At 37.2% G+C, this 21672-nt stretch carries 12 protein-coding genes; 3 read left to right on the top strand and 9 right to left on the bottom strand.

All coding sequences use genetic code 11. The annotated features are described in order from the left end of the window. Window positions 1-2 precede the first annotated feature (2 nt). Window positions 3-1100, top strand: coding sequence for an alpha/beta hydrolase (locus GD597_RS09165; RefSeq protein WP_171607550.1), 1098 nt, complete (start codon window positions 3-5; stop codon window positions 1098-1100). A 79-nt stretch (window positions 1101-1179) separates the two neighbouring features. On the opposite strand, the gene GD597_RS09160 is transcribed toward GD597_RS09165, so the two are convergent. The 7 genes from GD597_RS09160 to GD597_RS09130 all read right to left on the bottom strand — a co-directional run bounded on the left by GD597_RS09160 (window position 1180) and on the right by GD597_RS09130 (window position 11973). Then, window positions 1180-2550: a dipeptidase gene (locus tag GD597_RS09160; RefSeq protein ID WP_171607549.1), complete on the bottom strand. Its 1371-nt coding sequence runs from the start codon at window positions 2548-2550 to the stop codon at window positions 1180-1182. 325 nt (window positions 2551-2875) lie between these two features. Further along, window positions 2876-3415 carry a hypothetical protein gene (locus tag GD597_RS09155; protein WP_171607548.1) on the bottom strand — a complete coding sequence of 180 codons (540 nt, stop codon included), beginning with the start codon at window positions 3413-3415 and terminating at the stop codon, window positions 2876-2878. 141 nt (window positions 3416-3556) lie between these two features. Beyond that, entirely contained in the window at window positions 3557-4021 is a 465-nt protein-coding gene (locus GD597_RS09150) for a hypothetical protein (protein WP_171607547.1), read from the bottom strand. Between the two features lie 180 nt (window positions 4022-4201). Further along, complete coding sequence (locus GD597_RS09145) at window positions 4202-4765, bottom strand: hypothetical protein (protein WP_171607546.1); 564 nt, start codon at window positions 4763-4765, stop codon at window positions 4202-4204. A gap of 242 nt (window positions 4766-5007) precedes the next feature. Then, window positions 5008-6864, bottom strand: coding sequence for a sensor histidine kinase (locus GD597_RS09140; protein ID WP_171607545.1), 1857 nt, complete (start codon window positions 6862-6864; stop codon window positions 5008-5010). A gap of 388 nt (window positions 6865-7252) precedes the next feature. After that, complete coding sequence (locus tag GD597_RS09135) at window positions 7253-9280, bottom strand: DUF5689 domain-containing protein (RefSeq protein WP_171607544.1); 2028 nt, start codon at window positions 9278-9280, stop codon at window positions 7253-7255. A gap of 119 nt (window positions 9281-9399) precedes the next feature. Continuing rightward, window positions 9400-11973 carry a TonB-dependent receptor domain-containing protein gene (locus GD597_RS09130; protein WP_171607543.1) on the bottom strand — a complete coding sequence of 858 codons (2574 nt, stop codon included), beginning with the start codon at window positions 11971-11973 and terminating at the stop codon, window positions 9400-9402. A 125-nt stretch (window positions 11974-12098) separates the two neighbouring features. On the opposite strand from GD597_RS09130, the gene GD597_RS09125 reads away from it, so the two are divergent. Further along, window positions 12099-13133 (top strand): endonuclease/exonuclease/phosphatase family protein, encoded by a 1035-nt coding sequence (locus tag GD597_RS09125; RefSeq protein WP_171607542.1) that lies wholly within the window; start codon window positions 12099-12101, stop codon window positions 13131-13133. 181 nt (window positions 13134-13314) lie between these two features. Here the strand turns inward: GD597_RS09125 and GD597_RS09120 are convergent, their stop codons facing one another. Then, complete coding sequence (locus GD597_RS09120) at window positions 13315-16881, bottom strand: PAS domain S-box protein (protein ID WP_171607541.1); 3567 nt, start codon at window positions 16879-16881, stop codon at window positions 13315-13317. Between the two features lie 377 nt (window positions 16882-17258). Further along, window positions 17259-17663, bottom strand: coding sequence for a response regulator (locus GD597_RS09115; protein WP_171607540.1), 405 nt, complete (start codon window positions 17661-17663; stop codon window positions 17259-17261). 591 nt (window positions 17664-18254) lie between these two features. Here GD597_RS09115 and GD597_RS09110 point away from each other — a divergent pair. After that, complete coding sequence (locus tag GD597_RS09110; protein WP_171607539.1) at window positions 18255-21629, top strand: SusC/RagA family TonB-linked outer membrane protein; 3375 nt, start codon at window positions 18255-18257, stop codon at window positions 21627-21629. Window positions 21630-21672: the final 43 nt, after the last annotated feature.

Genomic DNA, 21672 nt, shown 5'->3' with positions numbered 1-21672 from the left:
TCATGCAAAAAACACTAATACCGGTTTTACTATTATTTATTCAGTTGCAAGCCAATAGCCAGCAATTATTGCAGCGGTATAAAGATGATGTTTTTACGGGTAGCCATATGCAAACCTTAAGCTATGGCAATAACCTTAATTACCAGGCACAATCAACAGAATTGCAGGCCGATATTTACCTGCCGGATAATGATACTGCGGTACAACGCGCCATGATTGTATTTGCGCATGGTGGCGGTTTTAGAAATGGTAGTCGTAACGATTCTTTTATTGTAGCTTTTTGCCAACGCCTTGCCTTAAAAGGTTTTGTAATTGCTTCCATTGATTATAGGCTGGGTATGGATATTACCGCCCCCAAAGCATTACAATCTGCTTTAATAAGAGCGGTACAGGATTATAATGGGTTTATCCGGTTTGCCAAAGCCAATGCAGCTGCGTATGCCATAGACACCAATAAAATATTTGTTTCCGGGGCTTCGGCGGGGGCTATTGCTGCCATTACCAAAGCCTATATTAAAGCAAACCGGGCTTCCGCACTTGGCATAAGTTCCAATGCTGATATTGAGGGTAATACCAATCAATTACCCAATACCAGTGCTGTGGCAGGGGTTTATTCATTATGGGGTGCTATAACCGATACGTCGTGGATGGAAAACAACGATCCACCCATTGGTTGCGTACAATCTAGGGGTGATGTAACGGTACCATGGAATATAGGCTATAATAAAAACAACGATGAAATGTTATTGTATGGCAGCCTGCCCATATTTACCAGGGCAACCAATTTAGGTTTAACTACCACCATTCACGGTTATCAATCTGCAAAACATGACCTGGGTTTAAAGTTTGCACCTTATAAAGACACTACACTGCAGTTAATGGCAGATTTTCTGTTTCAATTAATACAACAGATAGATGCTTCGCAAATAATAAAAGCGGGTAGCTATCAATCGCCACATGGTGATGGGCTGTTAAAAGTTGCCACTAATTACTGCAGTTCAAGTGTGCGACGCAAGAAAAGCCAAATGACCATTCTATTGCCGGGCCACAAAAATACCCCAATGGTATACCGGACTTTTAATTGGGCACCTACGGGATAAAGTTGAAATGTTTGGTATAAGAAAACAAAAGGCTTTCATGCAAATACATGAAAGCCTTTTATGTATAAATACAGGTATTTTATTGCTTCATTTCAGCAAAAAATGCATGAAAATAAGGGATGGTTTCTATGCCTTTATAAAAATTTACCAGGTCGTATTTTTCATTGGGACTATGCAGGTTGTCGCTGTCTAACCCAAAACCAAGAAATACCACTTTGCAACCCAGTTCTGCTTCAAATAAAGCGGTGATAGGAATACTGCCACCACCTCTAACCGGAATAGGTGCTTTGCCAAAAGTTGTTTCAATGGCTTTGGCCGCAGCGCGGTATTCAATACTGTCAACCGGTGTCATGTAAGGGTCGCCGCCATGGTGCGGTGCTGCTTTTACAGTAACGCCGGCTGGGGCAATGCTTATGATATGGTTAATAATCAGCTCCGTCATTACTTCGTGCTTTTGGTTGGGCACCAGTCGGCAACTTATTTTGGCATGTGCTTTTGAGGGCAATACGGTTTTAGAGCCTTCGCCGGTATACCCCCCCCAAATACCATTTAATTCAAGGGTAGGTCTTATACCGGTACGTTCATTGGTTGAGTAACCTTTTTCGCCCCATAAAGCGGTAACGCCTAATTCTTCTTTATAGGCAGCTTCATCGTAAGGTGCTTTGGCAAGTTCCGCTCTTTCTTCGGCCGATGATTCAACTACATCGTTATAAAAACCCGGAATGGTGATATGGTTATTTTCATCGTGCAGGCTGGTAATCATATGTGCCAGTATGGTAATGGGGTTGGCTACTGCGCCACCGTAAACACCACTGTGCAAATCGCGGTTGGGGCCGGTAACTTCTACTTCAATATAACTTAAACCGCGTACGCCCACATCAATGCTGGGGTTATCTATGCTAAGCATGGCCGTATCGCTAATTAAAATTACATCGGCTTTTAGCAAGGTGGTATGTTCTTTTACAAATATGCCCAGGTTGGGTGAGCCTATTTCTTCTTCGCCTTCAATTATAAATTTTACATTAACGGGCAGGCTATTGGTATTGGTAAGGGTTTCCAATGCTTTAACATGCATATAAAACTGGCCCTTATCATCGCAGGCACCACGGGCAAAAATTTTACCATCTTTAATTACGGGTTCAAAAGGGCCGCTGTTCCAAAGCTCCAGTGGGTCTGCGGGTTGAACATCGTAATGGCCATATACCAAAACGGTGGGTTTGCCGGCATCAATCATTTTTTCGCCATATACTATGGGGTGGCCGGCGGTGGGGTAAATGGTTACACTATCTGCACCTGCTTCCAGTAAACGTTGTTTTACCAGGTTGGCGCAGGCAATCATATCATCCTTGTTTTCGGTACGGGCACTTACGCTGGGTATGCGCAAAAGTTCCAGCAATTCGTTCAGGAAACGGTCTTTGTGTTGTTCCTGGTAGGTTTTCCAAGCTTCCATATTCATATATTTTCGGTTAAAACAGCAGGTAACAATGGCTGGTACCGGGCTGTAAAATAGATTGTATTAACGGCACGAAAGTACTGTGTTTTACCAATATTCACCGGTTGAAATGGTTAATTCTATTACGCGTTGGCGCCAATAAAAAATTGGGCTTATTTGTTTATTGCTAAAGGCATTTTTATATGCCAAACATTCATCAGCTATTGGGCTTTACTTGCGTCGCACTCTTGTACAGTTGGATTGTAAGTGGAGCTTTACCGAAGCGAATGTTAAAGCGAAAGCTGATGGTGGGGACGGGCAGCAGCAGGGAAATAGACGAAGTTCAAGTTAGTTTTGATTTGTAATACGCCTGTATGAATGTATTGTCCACCCACTTCAAAGAGGAAAGAAATTTGTCTAAGTCTGAATGCTCAAAATCTTCATTTTTCGCAATATCCTCTTTTGTAATTGTTACTGATATTGAAATTCCCAAGATTACTAGTTCTTTAAGAGAATTTTGATTTTCATTTTCTGGCTTAAACAAATTGATATAGTTTAGAATATCGTTTAAATTATGGTCACCAAAAACTAATTGACTACCACCTTGAATGTCCACATATTCAGCCAACATGCATAAAATGATGATAAGGGCTCCTTCTCTATAAAAATTCTTATCATCATCATACAAGTATTTCCCGTTAATTGATGCATATTCCCAATAAGGTAGCGTAAAAGAATAGTCTGGAACGTATGCGTTATGTAAATCACTACCATTTTCATCAAATATCCATAAAATGTCTTTTTTGAGTTGGTTAAGCTCAACAAAGTCTATTTGTCTTGTAGAACTGCCTATTTTTTCTATATAGATGTTTGTGTCTTGCATAATAATTGAGCCTTTCTCAAAAATAGCGAACTAAAAACCCTTTCCAAAAAAAATGCGTTATTCCGCTTTTGGTAGCAGGGGACGAAATCCCCCCTTGGTTACTAGACTGGGCGTTCGTTTGTTTGATTTTATCTGAATGTATTATAAACGTATTGTTGGTTTTAAACCTGGAATAACTGTTGTCAATGTCTTTAATATATTCTTGTCAAACTTATAAACAGTGTCATTAATAGCCATTAGTCCATTTGCACCAAAGCCAACTAAGTTTATTTTTTGTTCTTTGTAAAATAAAAACAACAATCTATAGTCAACGCGATACATATTTTGAAACGGCTTATTATTATCTTGTTTTACTATTCGAGTTTGAAATGTATAAATAACATTTAAAACTTTTTCAGCACTTGCTTTGTCAACAATAAAAGATGTATCATTAAAATCGTAAATCAAATTTTCTGGATAAATTCTCATTCTATACATAGCTGAATAACTAATAGCAAAAACTTTACAGCTATCAAAATCATTTGAAACGACAGATTGAGCATAAGTCGTAATACAAAATGATGTACATGAAAAGATAAAAAGGAGTTTAAAGTTTTTTATTGTCACATTAGATATTTAGAAGACTTATTTTAATAAAAGTTTTAAGAAATAAATTCAAATGATGCTCAACTCAAAAATAGAAGAACTAAATACCTTTTCCAAAAAATGTGTTCTTCTGCCGCTGTCGGTAGCAGGGGAACAAATCCTCCTTGCTTACTTGCCTAGTGTCAGCACCTCCCTTCTTAATCATGTTATCATTTTAACCTGTCTAGCTAAATATTCGTTGTCTGTAACTGATAAGTTATCCAGCATTCCGTAAACTTCTGAGTCTCCTTCCTCCAGAAAACCCGCGGCACTAATAAATACTTTTTTGTGGTTTGTAAACATTAATGAGATGTCTTGCGGATAAATAAAACTCTCTTTTTTACCTGACTTTTGTTCATTTGAGTTAACTCTCACCCATGAAATTTTTATATCAGTAATCGTTGTACCTATAAACTTTTTCCAAAGTTCACTTTCAGATACATCCCACGTTATGAAACCTGAAAAGTCTGACTTTTCATCTAGTTTAACTCCAATACCATACTCAAAAAATTGTCCATCCCAATAAATTTCAATCAAATTGTTTTTGTCCGTATGTAAGAAAATTGAAAAGTCAACTGAGTGCAAGTTTTGAAATTGTGTTGGATAATAAGGTATAGCTCTAGTCGGCTCATAATCAATTTCTGAATATTCAACTTTAGTAATTGTAAAACCAATGAGTTGGTTACAAAAATTTTCAAATTCAATATGGCTGGGTGTTAGTGTCATTAGTAGAGCGTGTGTTTCGGTTGACTTCAACTCAAAAATAACCGAACTAAATACCCTTTCCAAATAATTGCCTTCTTCTGCGGATATAGGTAGGCTAAATAATAGCCGGCGCTTTAATGGTTGTTTTGATAAAAGCCCAATAGCGAATCTAACCGTACAAGTGAGTGACACAACGGATGTGCATTAGATTTGCTGTAGCTGAAACAATATTGGTTTTAAATATTGGATGGCGGCTTTTATGCTTAAAGAGCAGGCAAGTGTTTGTTGGAGAAACTGAGGATGAAAGTTACGCCCTGGTTTACCTGGCTTTCTACCTCTATATTGCCACCCAGGCTAACCATTTGAGATTTGGTCATATACAGGCCTAGTCCCTTGGTGTTTTGATGACTGTGAAAGCGCTGGTACAAGCCAAATACTTTGTCTTTATTTTTCTCCAGGTCTATACCCAGTCCATTATCAGTAAAGTACACAAAGGTTGTTTTTTTTGACAGTTCAGAACGAATGGAGATATGTAATTTCCGCTCCGGCGAACAATACCTGATGGAATTGGTAAGCAGGTTATGGAATATACTTTCCAGATAAGGTTGGTAAAACATAACCGTATCTGCCGCAGAAAAATCTGTTTCCAAAATAATATCTCCATTGTTATTTAGTTGACTGATAGACCTGATGGCATATTGACAAGCTTCTGTTAAGGAGATAGGTTTTAGGTTAATATCCAAATCGTTTTTAATCAGCAATATTTTAAGCAGGTCGTTTAATGTGGCATCTAACATTTTTGTAGACTCTTTAAAACCTGTTATCAATTTTAAGGTTCTTTCGTCTTGAATGGTATCGGTTTTTAGCAGGTCTACGATACTTAGTAAATTAGATAAGGGTGCCCTTAAATTGTGGGTAGCGATGAAGGTAAACTGATCTAACTCGTTATTGGTTTTGATAAGGTCAACAATCATTTTTTCTTTTTCCCGCTCTACTTTTTTGCGTTCGGTTATATTTTCTTTTACGGCTACATAATGGGTAATATTACCTTGCGAATTGATAATGGGAGAAATAGTGGCAGACTCCCAATAGAGTTCCCCGTTTTTCTTTTTATTGCAAAACTCGCCATGCCATACTTTACCTTGTTTTATTAGTTTCCACATATGGGCATGTGTACCGGGTTGTGTAAATTGTGTTTTTAATATTTTAGGATTTTTGCCATAAGCCTGTTTAAAGGTATAGCCAGTAAGTTTTGAAAAAGCAGGGTTAACATATTCTATATTGCCATCTAAGTTGGTAATTACAATAGAGGCCGGACTTTGCTCAACAATTTTTGATAGTTTTCTTAGGGTAATTTGATTCTTTTTGTCCTCGGTAATATCTAGTACAATGGAAAGATATTTTAATTGGTTATTGATAGAAATAAGTTGTTGATGTACCTGTACATCATATAGTGTATTGTCTTTGCGTTTGTGAACAGTTTCAATTACCAGTTTATCTGATTCACCTTTTTTTAGTGGCTCCAACATCTCCCTGAAAGAAGCTTCGTTGTATTTTGGTTTTAGATGTACAGGGGTGAGGTGTAACATTTCCTGTCGGGTATAACCAAGGTTTTTAAGGGCGCCTTCATTTACATATTCAAATTGCAGGGTAAATACATCGAAAATATAAATTTCGTTAAGGCTTTTATCTAAAATTGCCGTTAGAGACAAGTTATCTATACTGTTAGCCGATACCTGTGGTACATGATTATGGATTTGTAACTTAATTACCGCTTCCTTATGATGATTTACAACCGGCGTAATAGTTATTTGCCAATGAAATTGTTGATGAAACTGGTTTTGTTTAAAATGATACGTTGCTACTGGAATTTGAATGTTTGTTTGTTGGTGAATGGCATGTTTTAATTGCCTATGAAGCAGGTTTACATTCGATTCACTATCCGGTTTTGATTGTAAAAATGAAAGGAAGGGTTGATTAATTATTTGCAGTTTTTGCGTATGGGTTAACGACAGAAATCCGTTTGTTACAGATAGTATGGTTAATTCTTTGGAGAGAATTAGTTCAAGTTCTGCTGAATTTTCAAACAAGTATTGGAAATCAATCATTGTATCATTCATTTTCCTGTTGGCAGATTTCCTTTCTTAGTTTGATATTACCGTTTAAAAGGAGTGTTCTAAAAACAGGATAGGGTTAAAACATCGGTGTTCTTACAGTTCCTTCATTTTAAAGTTAATCTTTTTTTAATACAGTACATCTTTAGCTGCCAAATTTTGTTTGGAAGGCAAAATTTATATAAAAAAATACCCCAAATAGCTTGATAATGAATAAGAAACGCTTTATTAATGCGTAGGGTTGCCTAGTTAGCCTATTCCTGCTGTTGAACAGTGTTTATTATTATTCAAAATGGTTTTTAACCTGATTGGCTGGTGTTTTTGCTATTGTTAGTGGCTTGCTACAAAAAAAAGCCCCAAGAAGGGGCTTTAGTAAATTTGAGTTTAGCAAGTATTATCGGCTACCCAGATTGGATACATCATCAGTAGAAGCTAAATCCCATTCATTGGCAGATGAACTGGCCCAATCTGTATTTCCCGCAGTAACGGTAGATTTGCGGCGCACGGTTTTATCTGCTGCACCACTGGTACTGCCTGCGACTGTCCAACTGGTACCTGGGTCGGTACCAACTGTTCCAAAAACATCTATAACTGTACCATCTTTCTCAATGGTAAGCGCATCATCACCGTTAAAATTACAAACGCTGCTGCTAAATGCGGTAACACCACCTGGTAAAGCAAGTACAGCACTTGGTTGTTTCAGCACCAATATAGCACCAGGTGCAAGGGTACTGCTACCTACCAAAGTATCTAATTTGGCAGAATTGGTGGCAGTAGTTGTACCATTGGCATATAGTTTTACTATATACCTGGACAAATCGGCTGCAGCACTGCCTGCATTATAAATTTCAATGTATTTATTATTGGAAGAACCTTCAATATACTCAGAGAAAATAAGGTCTGCAGTGCCGGTTCCACCGCCTCCACCACCACCACCGCCATTGCTGCCACCATCGGTAACATCGGCTGTATTGCGGATGGAGAATTGTTTGGTGCTGTTAAACATACTACCATAACCAACCCATGTTTTAGCAGTTGTAGGCAAGGCGTCACCCCCAAAAGTGGCGCCAGATGAGCCTGTTTTAGTATACATGGTAGTTGAGCCCGAGGCATCCGTTAACGTATTATTGCCGCTATAAGTGGCATTGCCGCTGGCGGTAGCATCAACAAATTTAACCAGCGTATATTCAATATCTGGCATGGCGCTGTTAAACTGCGATACAGTAAGCGTTTGTGGCGTAACTGTTTTACCTGTACCCGCCTTGGTATTTGGTAAAGAGGAAGAAGGTAGTACCACTTCCAGCGAACCACTAAATTGTTTTAATGTACCACCGGTAATATCCACCACCAATGAATCTCCAATCAGGAAATTGCTGGTTGCAGCGCTACTCCCAAAATAAAGGGCAATGCCTTTGGCGCCATCCTGTAAAATGATATTGCCGGCAGAAATGTTTTTACTACCTGCATCAGAAATCACAATGCCTTTAACCTGATAAGAACCTAAACTAACTTCGGTACCTGTGTATAAAGCCCTTAAATCTGAAATACTGATAATAGAACCGGTACCGCCACCGCCTCCACCACCACCGCCGCAACGGGTATTATAAAATTTAACGTCAGATGAGTCGCGGATATTCAATTGTTTGGTAGAACCAAAAACGGTGTAAATAGCCAAAATACTACCATTGCCATTTGGCAGGTCATAACCGGCAAAATCTGCATAACTGCTATTTCTTAAAATAATGCTTTCACCACCGCAACTTTTTATGGTATAGTTTATTGCAGATGCAGTTAAAGTAACATCCGCAAATTGTTTGGACGTATCGCCTGTAGCAAATTCAAAATTATCCAGTTGAATAAGGGTATTTTGATAGCTATCATTCAGGTCGGCCACCTTTACTACTTTAGGTGTTATTACATTGTTAAGGCTGCCCTTAATGATGTATTGATCAAATAGGGTAGAAGCTAGATAGCCAAGTCTGGCAGGACTTACCGTATTATCAATGCCACCACCCAGTTGTAACAATTTATTATAATCGCCAAGATAAAGTCCCTTTACCTTAATATACACCATACGGCCAACTGGGTATTGGGTATATAAATCAAAGCCGTCCAGTTTAATTTGTATACCACCGGTTTCATCCTGTATTACAATTGTTTTATAAAAATTACCACTCAGGTCATCTGCAACAACTACACCGCCAATGGTTTTATCCTCAGTAATTAATTCCAGCCCACCATTTGTGTGCATGGCTTTTAAATCGCTAATGGCTAAATCAGGGGTAATATTCGGGCCAACATATGATGGTGGCTCATCAAATTTTTTGTTACACGAAACCACAATTATACTCAGGGTAATTATAAAAACAAATAAACTCAACCAGCTAAGTGTTCTTTTAGTCTTCCAATTTCTTATTTGCATAGTGAGGGGGCTTTAAATATTTTACGGCCTTTTTTTGGGCCAAACTTTTTTTATTAATATAGCTTTTCTTGCGTCGCACTCTTCATCGCTAACAATACTATTCAGCAGCTTACCAAATACTAATAACGTATGGTTACACTTACAAAATAGTTTAAACCATAGGCATAAAACAATTTTGGAGGAAATTGATTCGGATTACGTGTATCGAAATCAAAACGCAATTGTTCATATCCACCAGTTACAATATTCTGGTTATTCAGCAGGTTATTTATACCAGCATTAAACACCAAAAATGTAGCCCTTTTCGGGTGTATTGATTTTGGTAGTTTATATGAGTAGCCTGCAAAAAAATCAACAGTATATTGTGAATTAAACCTGGTTTGATCAATAATGCTTCTCCATTCATTGCTCTTGGGATCAATACCTTCAATCGCCGGGTATGTTCTGCGGATGGGATTGAAATCAAGCCACATCTGATCAAAATAATTACCGGTTAAGCTTACAAACCAAAATTTTGGAGAACGGTAAGTAAGCCCCAAACTATACGCTTCCTGAGGTGTAGAAGCTACCCTGAAATTTTCGCTATACACCAATTGGTTATCCAATATAGTGGAAGTATTATCCAGGGTGGTTACCGCATTTTGTCTGCTGTTATAATAGTATCTACCCACGGCTGCTGCACCTGTAAGTGTTACATTTTTAACCACTTTTGCTTCAAAACCAAACTCGCCGCCAAAATGCACTTTGTCAATATTGCTTATTGCATAGTTAACAAAGTTTCTATAGGTTTCATGATAGAAGGTAAGTACATTAAAACCGCCCTTAAAGTTGGTATAATACCCACTTAATCTCAATTTTAATTTTGGTGCATTTAATATATAACCACCTTCCACTGATTCTATGGTTTCGCTTTTCAGGTTGGCCTGTACAATATCGTTTTTCCTAGGTGAAATGTATGCATTCTCAAAATACGGTGGTCTGGTAATATAGGATGCATTCCCGTAAATATAATTGCGGCCATTTATTTTGTAGGTTAAACCTGCTTTTACCGAATAATTGATGAATTCCTGTACCTGAGATTTGCCAAAAGAATTGTCAGGGAATAAACCTGATTTTACATTACCAACCCTCCAGAATTTGTTCTGTGCAATTTCGCTGGATATAAAAAAGTCTATTTTATTAAACTTAAAAACAGTTTGCCACCAGGCAGCAGCTTTTGTTACATCAATATCATAATTGTAGCCATATTTATCTCCCTTATGTAAAATTCTGTTTGGGTTATTCAGGTCGTTTTGTACTGCGTCGTTATTATTAGGAAAATCCCTTTCAGCAAACTGGTTAAGGTCTACATAAAATTCACCACCCAGTAAATCTTCTACCTGTTGGTAATAATTATTGCGCTGCATCTGAAAAGAAAGGCCACCAGAAAAATCTGCATTATTGCTTATCCTGGAATTTATAACGGTATTAAAATTAAATCGCTGGGTATTGGTAACCCTGTTCTGTACTATATATAGTGAGCGTTTACCGGTAACATTATTTCCTTCAATACCATTGGCATTGGCAATAGTAGCGGTATGATCTCTGTTTACATCATAAAAATTTTGCCAGTTTAGCTGGCGGGCAGCTTCATTATTCTGTAAAAGGTCAGTAATCTGATCTTTTTGGTAGGGATCTGTTTGATAGCTGGGTAAATACCGGTAATAATCCGGCCTTGGGTCTGGTGCATTATACCAGTCAATACCCGATACGCTTCTTTTACCAAATGTATATCCTGCTGCAGTAATCAGCGATGTATTGTTGTTTATCCTGAAATCATGTGTAAGTATGGTAACCGGCTGAAATGTTTTACCTATATTGGCATTTCTTTTTTTGCCATTTTGGTAGCCCCAGTAAGGGTTGTAATATTTGCTGCCAGCCAAATCCATCATTTCCTGTACCGCAGGGCCCTGACGGCCATTTTCAGTTGGTGCGCCAAATGATACCAGAGATAGCAGGTGTTTTTGACCAAAACGTTTGTCTACACCAGCAAAATAACTCCAGCCATTATAATAAGTGCCGGGTACATAACCTTCATCTGCCCAACGCCTGCTGCCTGATACAGTAAATGCCCAGCCTTTTTTATTAATACCAGTACTATGGGTTAACATCCAGCGATGATCATAACTTCTGTTGGAACTGGCATAACTAAAGCTGGTTGTTTTACGTTGCTTGCTGGCACGGGAATCTATATTGGTTGTGCTTCCTATATCACCAAATGAAAATGTATTATATCGCAAGCCTAAGGATACATCCCTGTTGCGCATTACATCATTTAAACCTCCCCATAAACCAAAGGGGGTAAAACCATTATCCAGATTGTCCATCGGTACCCCATTCATATAAGTACCCGATAAATCTGCATCATAGCCCCTAACTCTAAATCTGGCAGGAGAAAAGTTAAACGAAGCAGCTGAGAAAAATGGATCTCTGCCTGCCGTTAAAACAGAGGAAATGTTTTGCGAGTTAACATCAGTTTGATCATTATCGTCCAGAGAAATTACCGGAATATTGTCCAGTACATTGTCTTTTATCTCGTCCAGAATGGTTGAATCTAACCGGCCTGTTGAGTCTTTGTTTTGAGTAGGGCTGGTTTGTGCTACGCAAATGCTTATAGCTAAGCAGCTAATCGCCCCTAATATCAATTTTCGCATAAGGTTGTTTTGGTCGGCGACAAAAATAGGCATGTTAATGTATATATACCAGCCAGCATAAATTATAATCAATAATTAATATTGCCTCACTTCTCAAGTTGTATGTTTGTGTTATAACTGTGTATATGAGGTATATTTATTTTTTGCTTCTTTGTTTTTTATCCATGTTTGCCACTGCTCAAAAGCAACAATATAAAGTAGCCATTGTAGCTTTTTATAACCTGGAAAACTTTTACGATACGATAGATAACCCAATTGTAAATGATGATGAATTTACCCCACTTGGCGATAAAAATTATAATAGTAAGATTTATTCCAGCAAAATACAGCACCTGGCGTCGGTAATTGCACAAATTGGCACCGAGGTTAACCCCGATGGCCCGGCTTTATTAGGTGTTGCTGAAATTGAAAATGATACCGTTTTAAATGATTTGATAGCAAACCCACAAATAAAAAACCGAAACTACCATTATGTGCATTACGACTCTAAAGACCTTCGTGGTGTGGATGTTGGGTTGGTATATAATCCCAAATACTTTGTGGTAGAAGATAGTCGTAAATTGTTTGTACGCCTGCCAAGCGGTTCTAAAGAATCTTTTTTTACCCGGGATGTGTTATGGGTTAAGGGCAAATTAAACGGAGAAACCGTACATGTTTTTGTAAACCACTGGCCTTCTAGGTTGGGCGGGGAGGAGCGAAGTGCCCCTGCACGTGCCGCAGCTGCACAGGTGGGCAAGGACTTTATCGACTCCCTTCAAAAAACTGATTTGAATGCCAAAATAATTGTAATGGGCGATCTGAACGACGACCCCATTAGCCCATCGCTTACCAGGGTAATGGGCGCCAAAGGCGATATGGAAAAAGTAAGTGCCGGTGGTTTTTATAACCCATGGGTAGAAATGTACAAAAAAGGCATTGGTACACTGGCTTATCAGGATGCCTGGGGTTTGTTCGATCAAATCATCATTTCCTCCTCCTGGTTAAATAAAGAGCAAAACGGTTTCTTTTTTTATAAGCAGCATATTTTTAATAAAGAGTTTTTAATTGAAAATATTGGTAAATACAAAGGCTATCCAATGAGAACATGGGATGGTAATACCTATCGCGGCGGTTATAGCGATCATTTTCCCACCTATTTGATTATGCTTAAAAAAGTGTAGTTATTTGTGTATGTACCCAGCTGAAGTACATTGGGCATCAGCAATTGCCACGCTCGGTTCAGGGTTCCTCATTTATGGCATCTTTTTTCCAACAGCTGGCATTGTCGCCATAAATGTGGAACGTACAAGTGAGTGACACAAGCAGCGATGCCATTATTACTATTGCCTGTAACAAAAAAAATTACTGCAATTGCTGCGTATACTGTTTTGGAATGGAAAAAAAGAAAGAAGTTTCTTTACCATAAACAGATTCTACACTGATTTTGCCGCCATGTAATTCTACAATTTTTTTACAAATAGATAAACCTATACCGGTGCCGGGATATTTGGATGTTTCGCTATGTGCCCTTTGAAATACATTGAATATTTTATGTATGCTGTTGGGCATTATACCAATACCGTTGTCGTAGATTTTAAATAAATGATTTTCGGTGTTATTGGTGTATTCGATTTGGATGATTGCGTTTTCTTTTTTGCGGTATTTAATGGAGTTGCCAATAAGGTTTTGAAACAACTGAGCCATTTGGGTTTTGTTGGCCAAAATAGTTGGCAATGCGGGCACTGTGATTTGTATTTTTTCTTCTTCAATTGTGCTGCTAAAAAGCTGTAGTACTTCCTGTACTGTTTGGTTTAAATCTGTAACAATGGCTGCTTCTTTATTAGTGCCAATACGCGAATACTCCAGCAGATCTTTTATCAGGTTTTTCATCCTTTCTGCGCCATTTACGGCAAACTGAATATACTGATCGCCCAGTTCATCTACCTTATGGTCGTATTTGCTTTTAAAAAGTTGTAAAAATCCGGTAATCATTCTCAATGGTTCCTGTAAATCGTGTGATGCTATATAGGCAAACCTTTCGAGTTCCTGATTGGATGTGGCCAGTTCGTAAGTTTTTTTGTTAAGTGTATCGTTAAGTTTTAGTAATTCTTTTTCCGCTGTTTTACGCTCTGTAATATCAATTATAAATGATAATAAGTAGGGAACGCCTGTGATATGTACTATGGTTGCAGACATTAAGCCATTGATAATTTCTCCATTTTTTTTACGGAACAGAAATTCCCTGTTTAACATACTACCATGTTGTTGCACTTCATTTATCATGTTACTGCGTTCTTCCGGAACAACAAAGCAATTTAATTCAAGTGAAGTATGCCCAATTATTTCTTCTCTTGTAAACCCTGATTGGAGAATAAACTCTCTGTTAATATCTACAAAAGTACCATCCAAAGCACTCAGCGTAATAGGAACAGGACTGCTGTTAAAAACCTGAGAAAACTTTTGTTCAGATTCTATCAGCTGGCTTTCATTGGTTTTGCGTTCGGTGATGTTTCTTATAAATGATAAAACTTCTCCGTTGGAAAGAGCCACAATCCTGTCCTCATAGAAATTGTTTTTACCATCTATTTGTACTTCGTATTCAAATGCAGCCATTTCTTTTGTGGAAATCGCTTTTTCAATACTTTGCATAGCTTTATCAGCTATGTTTTTTGGTAATACTTCGCTGATATGTTTGCCCAGGAAAAAGGTAGGTGGCGCTAAAAGTTCTTCGTATTTGCTGGCCCTGAAATCAATAAAAATCCCCTCTTTATCCAATCTGAATAATAGATCGGGAATGGCATTTACAATGGCTTTATTCTCTTCTTCGCTGGTACGTAATTCTGTTTCTATATTTTTTCTATCGGTAATATTTACCACATAAGACAGTACCAGTGGCTTACCTTTAATACTAACTTTTACTGATGAAAGAAGGCAGGTAAGTAATTGATTGTTCTTGGGTTTAAATAAGCATTCATAATTATATAAATATCCATTAGTTTGAATGGAAGATAAGATGAAATTACGGTCGCTTTCTTTAGAGTAAAAGTTAAGGCTAAGCGTAGTATTGCCAATTAATTCTTCTCTGGTATACCCGGAATCTTTTAAAAACACCTCGTTTACGTCATAAATCGTACCGTCAATGGGTGATGTAATTGAAATGGCAATTGGACTGCCTTTAAATGCCGTAGCAAACATTTGTTCTGATTCCCTTAGTAACTCTTCGGCTATTTTACGGTCGGTAATGTCATTTACTACCACCAATGCACCCTGATAAACCCCCTCATAAAAAATGGGGTTGGATGAAAGCATGGCGGTTATAAAGGAGCCATCCTTTTTTACAAGGGTAAGGTCGTACGATTCTGATATGCCTTCTTTTCTTTTCTCCAGCCTTTCAGTGGCTAATGGGATAAGGTCTTTTTTCAAAAACCTGAATGCATGAGAACCAATGATATCATCGTCCTTAGAATACCCTAACATTTTGGGTAATTGCTCATTTACAAAAGTGAGATAGCCATCTTTATCTATCATATAAATACCTTCTGATGTTGTTTCTACAATCATCCTGTATTTTTCTTCACTTAGCCTAAGTGCTTCTTCTGCTCTTTTGGTGGCATCAATATCACTTATTATTAGTCCAATAGCAAATATTTCACCCGCTGAGCTGTGTATAGGTGTATAAGTAAACGACCACCATTTGGATAAGGTTGGAAAGGGCAAAAAACGTTCAGTGTGAATTTCCTGTCCTTCAAAAGCTTTTTGAAAATGTATCTTAAAATCCTCCCTTACCCCAGGGTGCACAAAATCTATTATATTACCGCCAATGGTCATTGGTTTTTGAAACACCAATTCTATAATTTCATTACCCTTATTATTAAACGATAAAATGGAATATTCCTTATCTAATAAAACTATAGCGTCTTTGGAAGAATTAAAAAAGGCAAATAGTTTGTTTTCAGATTGGATTAATGCCAGTTCAGCTTCTTTGCGGGCAGTAATGTCTACAAAATTTACCACAACCTGCTTTAATTCGTTTTGCTGGGTAAATTCCGGATAAGCATTTACCAATACCCAAACTGGTTTCTCATTGATTGTCTTTACAATACCTAAAACCAAATTATTTAATGGCGCCAATGTGTTTATTACCTGCATAACCGGGTAATCATTTATTGCCATTTTAGTGCCATTTTCATGAATAAAGTGCCATGCCTCATCCACTGGCGTTTTGCCAAACATCTGATTGGTGGTTAAACCTAATAGTTCAATTGCCTTATTATTCCATAATATAATGGCAGCGCTGGCATCGTGTACTACCAGGCCCGCATTTAAATTTTCAATTAATAATTTCAAATGCGATTCCCTTTCCTGTAGCGCAATTTGGTATTGTTTATTTGAATGAGCAGTTTCAATTGCTTCCAGCGCGTAGGAGATATTTTCGGCGATAGAATTTAGTAGCTTTATTTCTTCATCATCTATAAAGTAATTTAACTGTTCTGAATAGATGATAAAAATGCCAGTAGTTTCTTCCTGTAGTATAATGGGTAATGCAATAAATGATTTATAATTTCTTTCTTCTGCTGCAGCCCACCATTTATTTTTTTCTTTGTTGGCCAAAATATCATTGCTTATCAGGTATTCTTTTCTGTCAAAAACATGAGATTCATTGCTATTTGGATCAAAATTGCAGGATGCAATTTTGATAATAGATAAATAACCAGCTTCATGTCCGCTCCATGCAAAAGGTTCAAAAAAGGCTGATGAATTTTTAAGTCCTACCCAAGCCATTCTAAAATTTCCATCTTCGGTGGTAATACGGCAAATCTCATTCAATAAAAGGTACTTGTCTTTTATTCGGAGAATAGCAGTGTTTATTTTGCTGTTTACAGCATAATACCTGTTACGCCTGGTAAGTAATTCAATTTTTTCGGGCATAGTAATCGTTGATTTGATGCCTGGTATCGCACAGGCAAATATTAAAAGTTATACACCCTTTGAAAAACAAAAGGCTTATACTTCTATATTTTATTCTTTTAGCCTAACATATAAATTTACTCAGGATTTTTATTAAAAACTATGCTTTATATCAGTAATTAATTAATTTTTTTTGCTGATACCAGCCTTTACCCAAATGGCATCTTCCTTGCGTCGCAATCCTTTCATCTGCATCGCTTTTATCGTCAAAAAATATAAATGCAATAGGGTATATTAATAAAGGTTAAATGGTTATTCAACAATATTTTTCGTTTAATGCCTTACCCGCTAAAAAAAAGGATTATCTGATTAGTTTTTTGTGAGCAGGATGATATCTATTATTCCAAGGTAGCTTTCAACACATGTACAAAATTTTCATTAAGGGGCTTGGAAATAAAATCTTTTACACAACTATATGTTTTGGCCTTTTCGTAATCTTTGGGATCGATAGAGGAGCTGTTTATATACACCTTTACCAGGGGCAATTTATTGGCATAATTTTTTGAATAGTGATCCAAAAATTCCCAACCATCCATAATTGGCATATTTAAATCAAGTAATATTAGTTGAGGTACATTTTTATCATTAATGTTTTTTGAAAGCAGGTTATGTAAATAATCAAGCGCTTCTCTGCCATTATTGGCTGTTACAAAATTGCCGCCTATGCCTGCATCATTTAATAATATTTTAGTAAGAAACTGAGTGGTAAAGTCATCATCTATGCATAATACCGTATTTATCATGGGGGTTGAATGATATTTTATTGATGTAATATATATAAAAATCTGATTATATATATAAAAAAATTAATGTTTGAACTGTAACTTAAATGTATATAATTAAATTTAAATACAAAGGGTTTTAGTGTAAGATTTTTGTCAAAAATTACACCGTTTGTTAAAGAGAGGTTTACTATTTATTTGTTTGCATAAATTATTGGATTTGATTTTTTTCCTTCTTAAAACCTGCACATTTTACCTAGTTCATATTTGCAAAAGCTATTGATAAATATATTTTGGTAAAAAAGTCCTGCTCTTGGGTAGTAATTAGTGAGGTTAATAAATAGTGCTTTTTTTTGGCTGATTAGGATTTATGCAGTTGAAGAGTGCGACGCAAGAAAAGTTGCTTAATTTTCAATAGCCGGGGCAACAATTTGGTAACATTTGGATGCATTTTATATGATAGGTTTTTTTTAGAAAGTTTAGTATTTCTGTATTTTAAATAATTGTTACGTTATAAATGTTTACAATTACTTTACTATTTGTTAATATTATTTTGGCTGTCAGGCATTTTTGTAAGGGTAGATTTGCATACATTTAACTAAACTAACACTTATGATCCAACAATTACATTCATTGTTAAAGGGATGCATTTTAATATGCTGTTCCCTTTTTTTGTTTCTGGGCGCCAATGCCCAGGGGTTTACCCTGCGGGGTAAAGTTGTAGATGCAGCTTCAAAAAGTCCGATAGCTGCAGCTTCTCTTTTTATAAAGAGCTCATCTAAATCTGCAATCTCTGATGCCAATGGAGAGTTTTCTATTGCAGCTCAAAAAGGTGATGTTATTATGGTAACTTATGTTGGCTATGATGAACAACAGGTAAAAGTTACCGGAAGTGATTACCTGCAAATTGCGTTGTCTGTTGGTAACTCACAATTAAATGATGTAGTAGTAACGGCCTTGGGTATTAGAAAAGAAACCAAGCGCCTGGGTTACTCAGTACAGGAAGTAAAAGGCAGTGATTTGCTTAAAGCCCGTGAATCTAACCCGGTTAACGGTTTAGTGGGTAAAGTAGCAGGTTTAAATGTTGGTATAAACCAGGAATTATTGGCTTCCCCAACAGTATTACTTCGCGGATCTCCGCTGAATTTTTATGTAGTAGATGGTATCCCAATTAATTCAGATACCTGGAATATCAGCCCCGATGATATTGAGACTTATACAGTATTGAAAGGGCCTACAGCTGCTGCATTGTACGGTAGCCGCGGTATTAATGGCGCTATTTTAATTACTACTAAAAGAGGTAAGAAAAATAACAAAGGCTTTACCGTAGAAGTAAATAGCAGTACGCAAATTAATAAAGGTTTTATTGCTATACCTAAGGTGCAAAACCAGTATGGTGGTGGTGATAACCAAAAATATGCTTTTGGCGACTACAATAGCAATGGTTCAGGATCTGGTGTAAATGATAAAGACTATGATGTTTGGGGCCCCCGCTTAGATGCCGGATTGTTACTGCCTCAATATGATGGTCCTTATGACCCAACCCAAAATTATGTAACCACTTTTGCCAATGGCCAAACCTATACAGGTCATATTCAGCCAACTCCATGGGTGGCACGTGGTAAAAATAACCTGGAGAACTTTTTACAGGCTGGATTACTAACCACCAATAATGTTAACTTTTCAACAGCTAACGACCGTTCTTCGGTTCGTATGTCTGTTTCTAATACACACCAAACAGGTATTACACCTAATACACAATTAAACGCTATTAACTTTAATATTTTAGGTAGCTACGATGTTACTGACAAATTTAAAGTAGAAGGTAGTTTAAATTATAACCGCCAGTTTACACCAAATATCCCGGATGCGGTGTATGGACCAAACAGTATTATATATAATATAGATGTTTGGACAGGTGCTGACTGGAATGTACTTGACCCAAATATTGTTAATTACTGGCAGCCGGGTAAAGAAGGTATTCAATCAAACTTTGTTGAATATAAGCGTTACCATAATCCTTATTTCAGTAGTTATGAGTGGTTAAGAAGCCATTACAAAAATGATATTTATGGTTGGGGAGCATTAACCTATAAATTTAATAAGAGCCTGGATGTGATGTTACGTTCTAATGTAACTACATACAACGTATTAAGATCTGAAAAATTACCATTCTCTGCCCACCCTTATGGTGATGAACATAATCATGGTAACTACCGTGAAGACCGTCGTGATCTTTGGGAAAATAATACAGATTTGATTGTAAGGTTTAATAAGGAAAATGTGGCAAACAGTGGATTTTCTCTTAGCGCATTTGGTGGTGGAACTGCCCGTAGCATGAAATTTACTTCAAGTTATGTAAGTACCGATCAATTGATTATACCTAATGTTTACACTTTTGCCAATACTTTAAAACCAATCAGGGCTTACTCTTATGGTTCAAATTTGTTGATGTTAAGTGCCTACTACTCAGTTGATCTTACCTATAAGAAGTATTTCACTGTTTCAACAACAGGCCGTGTGGATAAAACTTCTGCGTTGCCAGTAGGTCATAATTCAGGTTTCTATCCTTCAGTAACTTTAAGTTCTGCGCTGTCTGATTATATTAGTTTGCCAAAAGCTATCTCCTTCTTAAAAGTTAGGGGTAGTTACGCAAATGTAAAAGGCGGTGGTGCAAGTTCTTATGTTGGTACAGCATTTCAGAGCCTTGGTGTAGGTAGCCCTGTAGGATATGGTAATAACTATTTTACTCCATATGATGGACCAAGTTTTGGTTTGTCAACACCTCCATATGCAACATACCCAGGTTATAATAACCAAACACAGGCCAGTTCTCCAAATTATGTAATCAATACAGATATCAAACCATCTTCAAGAAGCAACTATGAGTTTGGTTTTGATGCCCGTTTCCTTAAAAACCGTGTGGGTTTGAATGCTACTTATTTCCAATATAAGGATGGTCCAAACATTTCTAATCAGTCATTATCTGAAACTAGTGGTCTTGGTTATTTTACTACTAATGGTGGTGCAACAAAAAGAACAGGTGGAGAAATTTCAATTACTGGTACTCCGGTTCAAACCAAAAATGGTTTAACATGGGATGTATTGGTAAACTGGGCCAGCTATAAAGAGGTGTTTACTGCATTTGCAGGTGGCGTAACAGAAGTGTCAAATGGTACTGGATATCCTTATCATATTGGAGACCGTGTTGATCAGCTTTTTGGTAGCTATGAAGCATTAACTCCCGATGGTAAAGTAATTCATGATGAATCTGGTTTCCCAATGTATTTACCTAAAGCCCAATATTTAGGTCACGCCGATCCTGATTGGTCTTGGGGTATTAATAACAAATTCTCATACAAATCTTTTAGCTTCTCTTTCCAGTTTGATGGAATGGTAGGTGGTAAAATACAAGACCGTGTTTTGCGTAAACTTACTGAAGGTGGCCGTGGTCAAAATACCGTTGAAGGTGTGATTGGCGATGCCCGTTTATACGAATCTCAACATTGGGGCGATGCAGGCTATGCTGGTGCATACAATGCAGACGGATCTCCAATGCTGGGTAATGATGGTGTACAAATTTCTAATGGTGCCAGTATTCAATACGATCCTGTTACCGGTGTAATTACCAACTACAAAGATTTACAATTTGCACCAAATGCTACTGCTACACAGTGGATTCAGGATTATGTAAGTAGCTTTTATAACGATCCTCAGCACACTATGGTAAGCAAAACCTACGCTAAACTTCGTCAGGTAGTTATTACTTATTCTTTGCCTTCAAAAGTGTTGGGTAAATCATTTATTAATAAAGTAGATATTTCATTGGTAGGTAGAAATCTGCTCTACTTCTTCCCTAAAGCATTTCATGATATTGATGTTGATCAATATCCTGGTCGTACATTGTTTGGTGGTATTAACAGAGAATATGATCTCCAAACACCAACTACCAGAAGCTATGGTATTAACATAAATGTTGTATTCTAAATTCACTTTGTTTATTGGCTCTATTAATAAATTAAAGCAAAAA

The organism is Limnovirga soli, assembly GCF_013106755.1.
Classification (GTDB): Bacteria; Bacteroidota; Bacteroidia; order Chitinophagales; family Chitinophagaceae; genus Limnovirga; species Limnovirga soli.
Note: the sequence above shows the minus strand (reverse complement) of the source record. Positions and strands in the feature narration are given on the sequence as shown.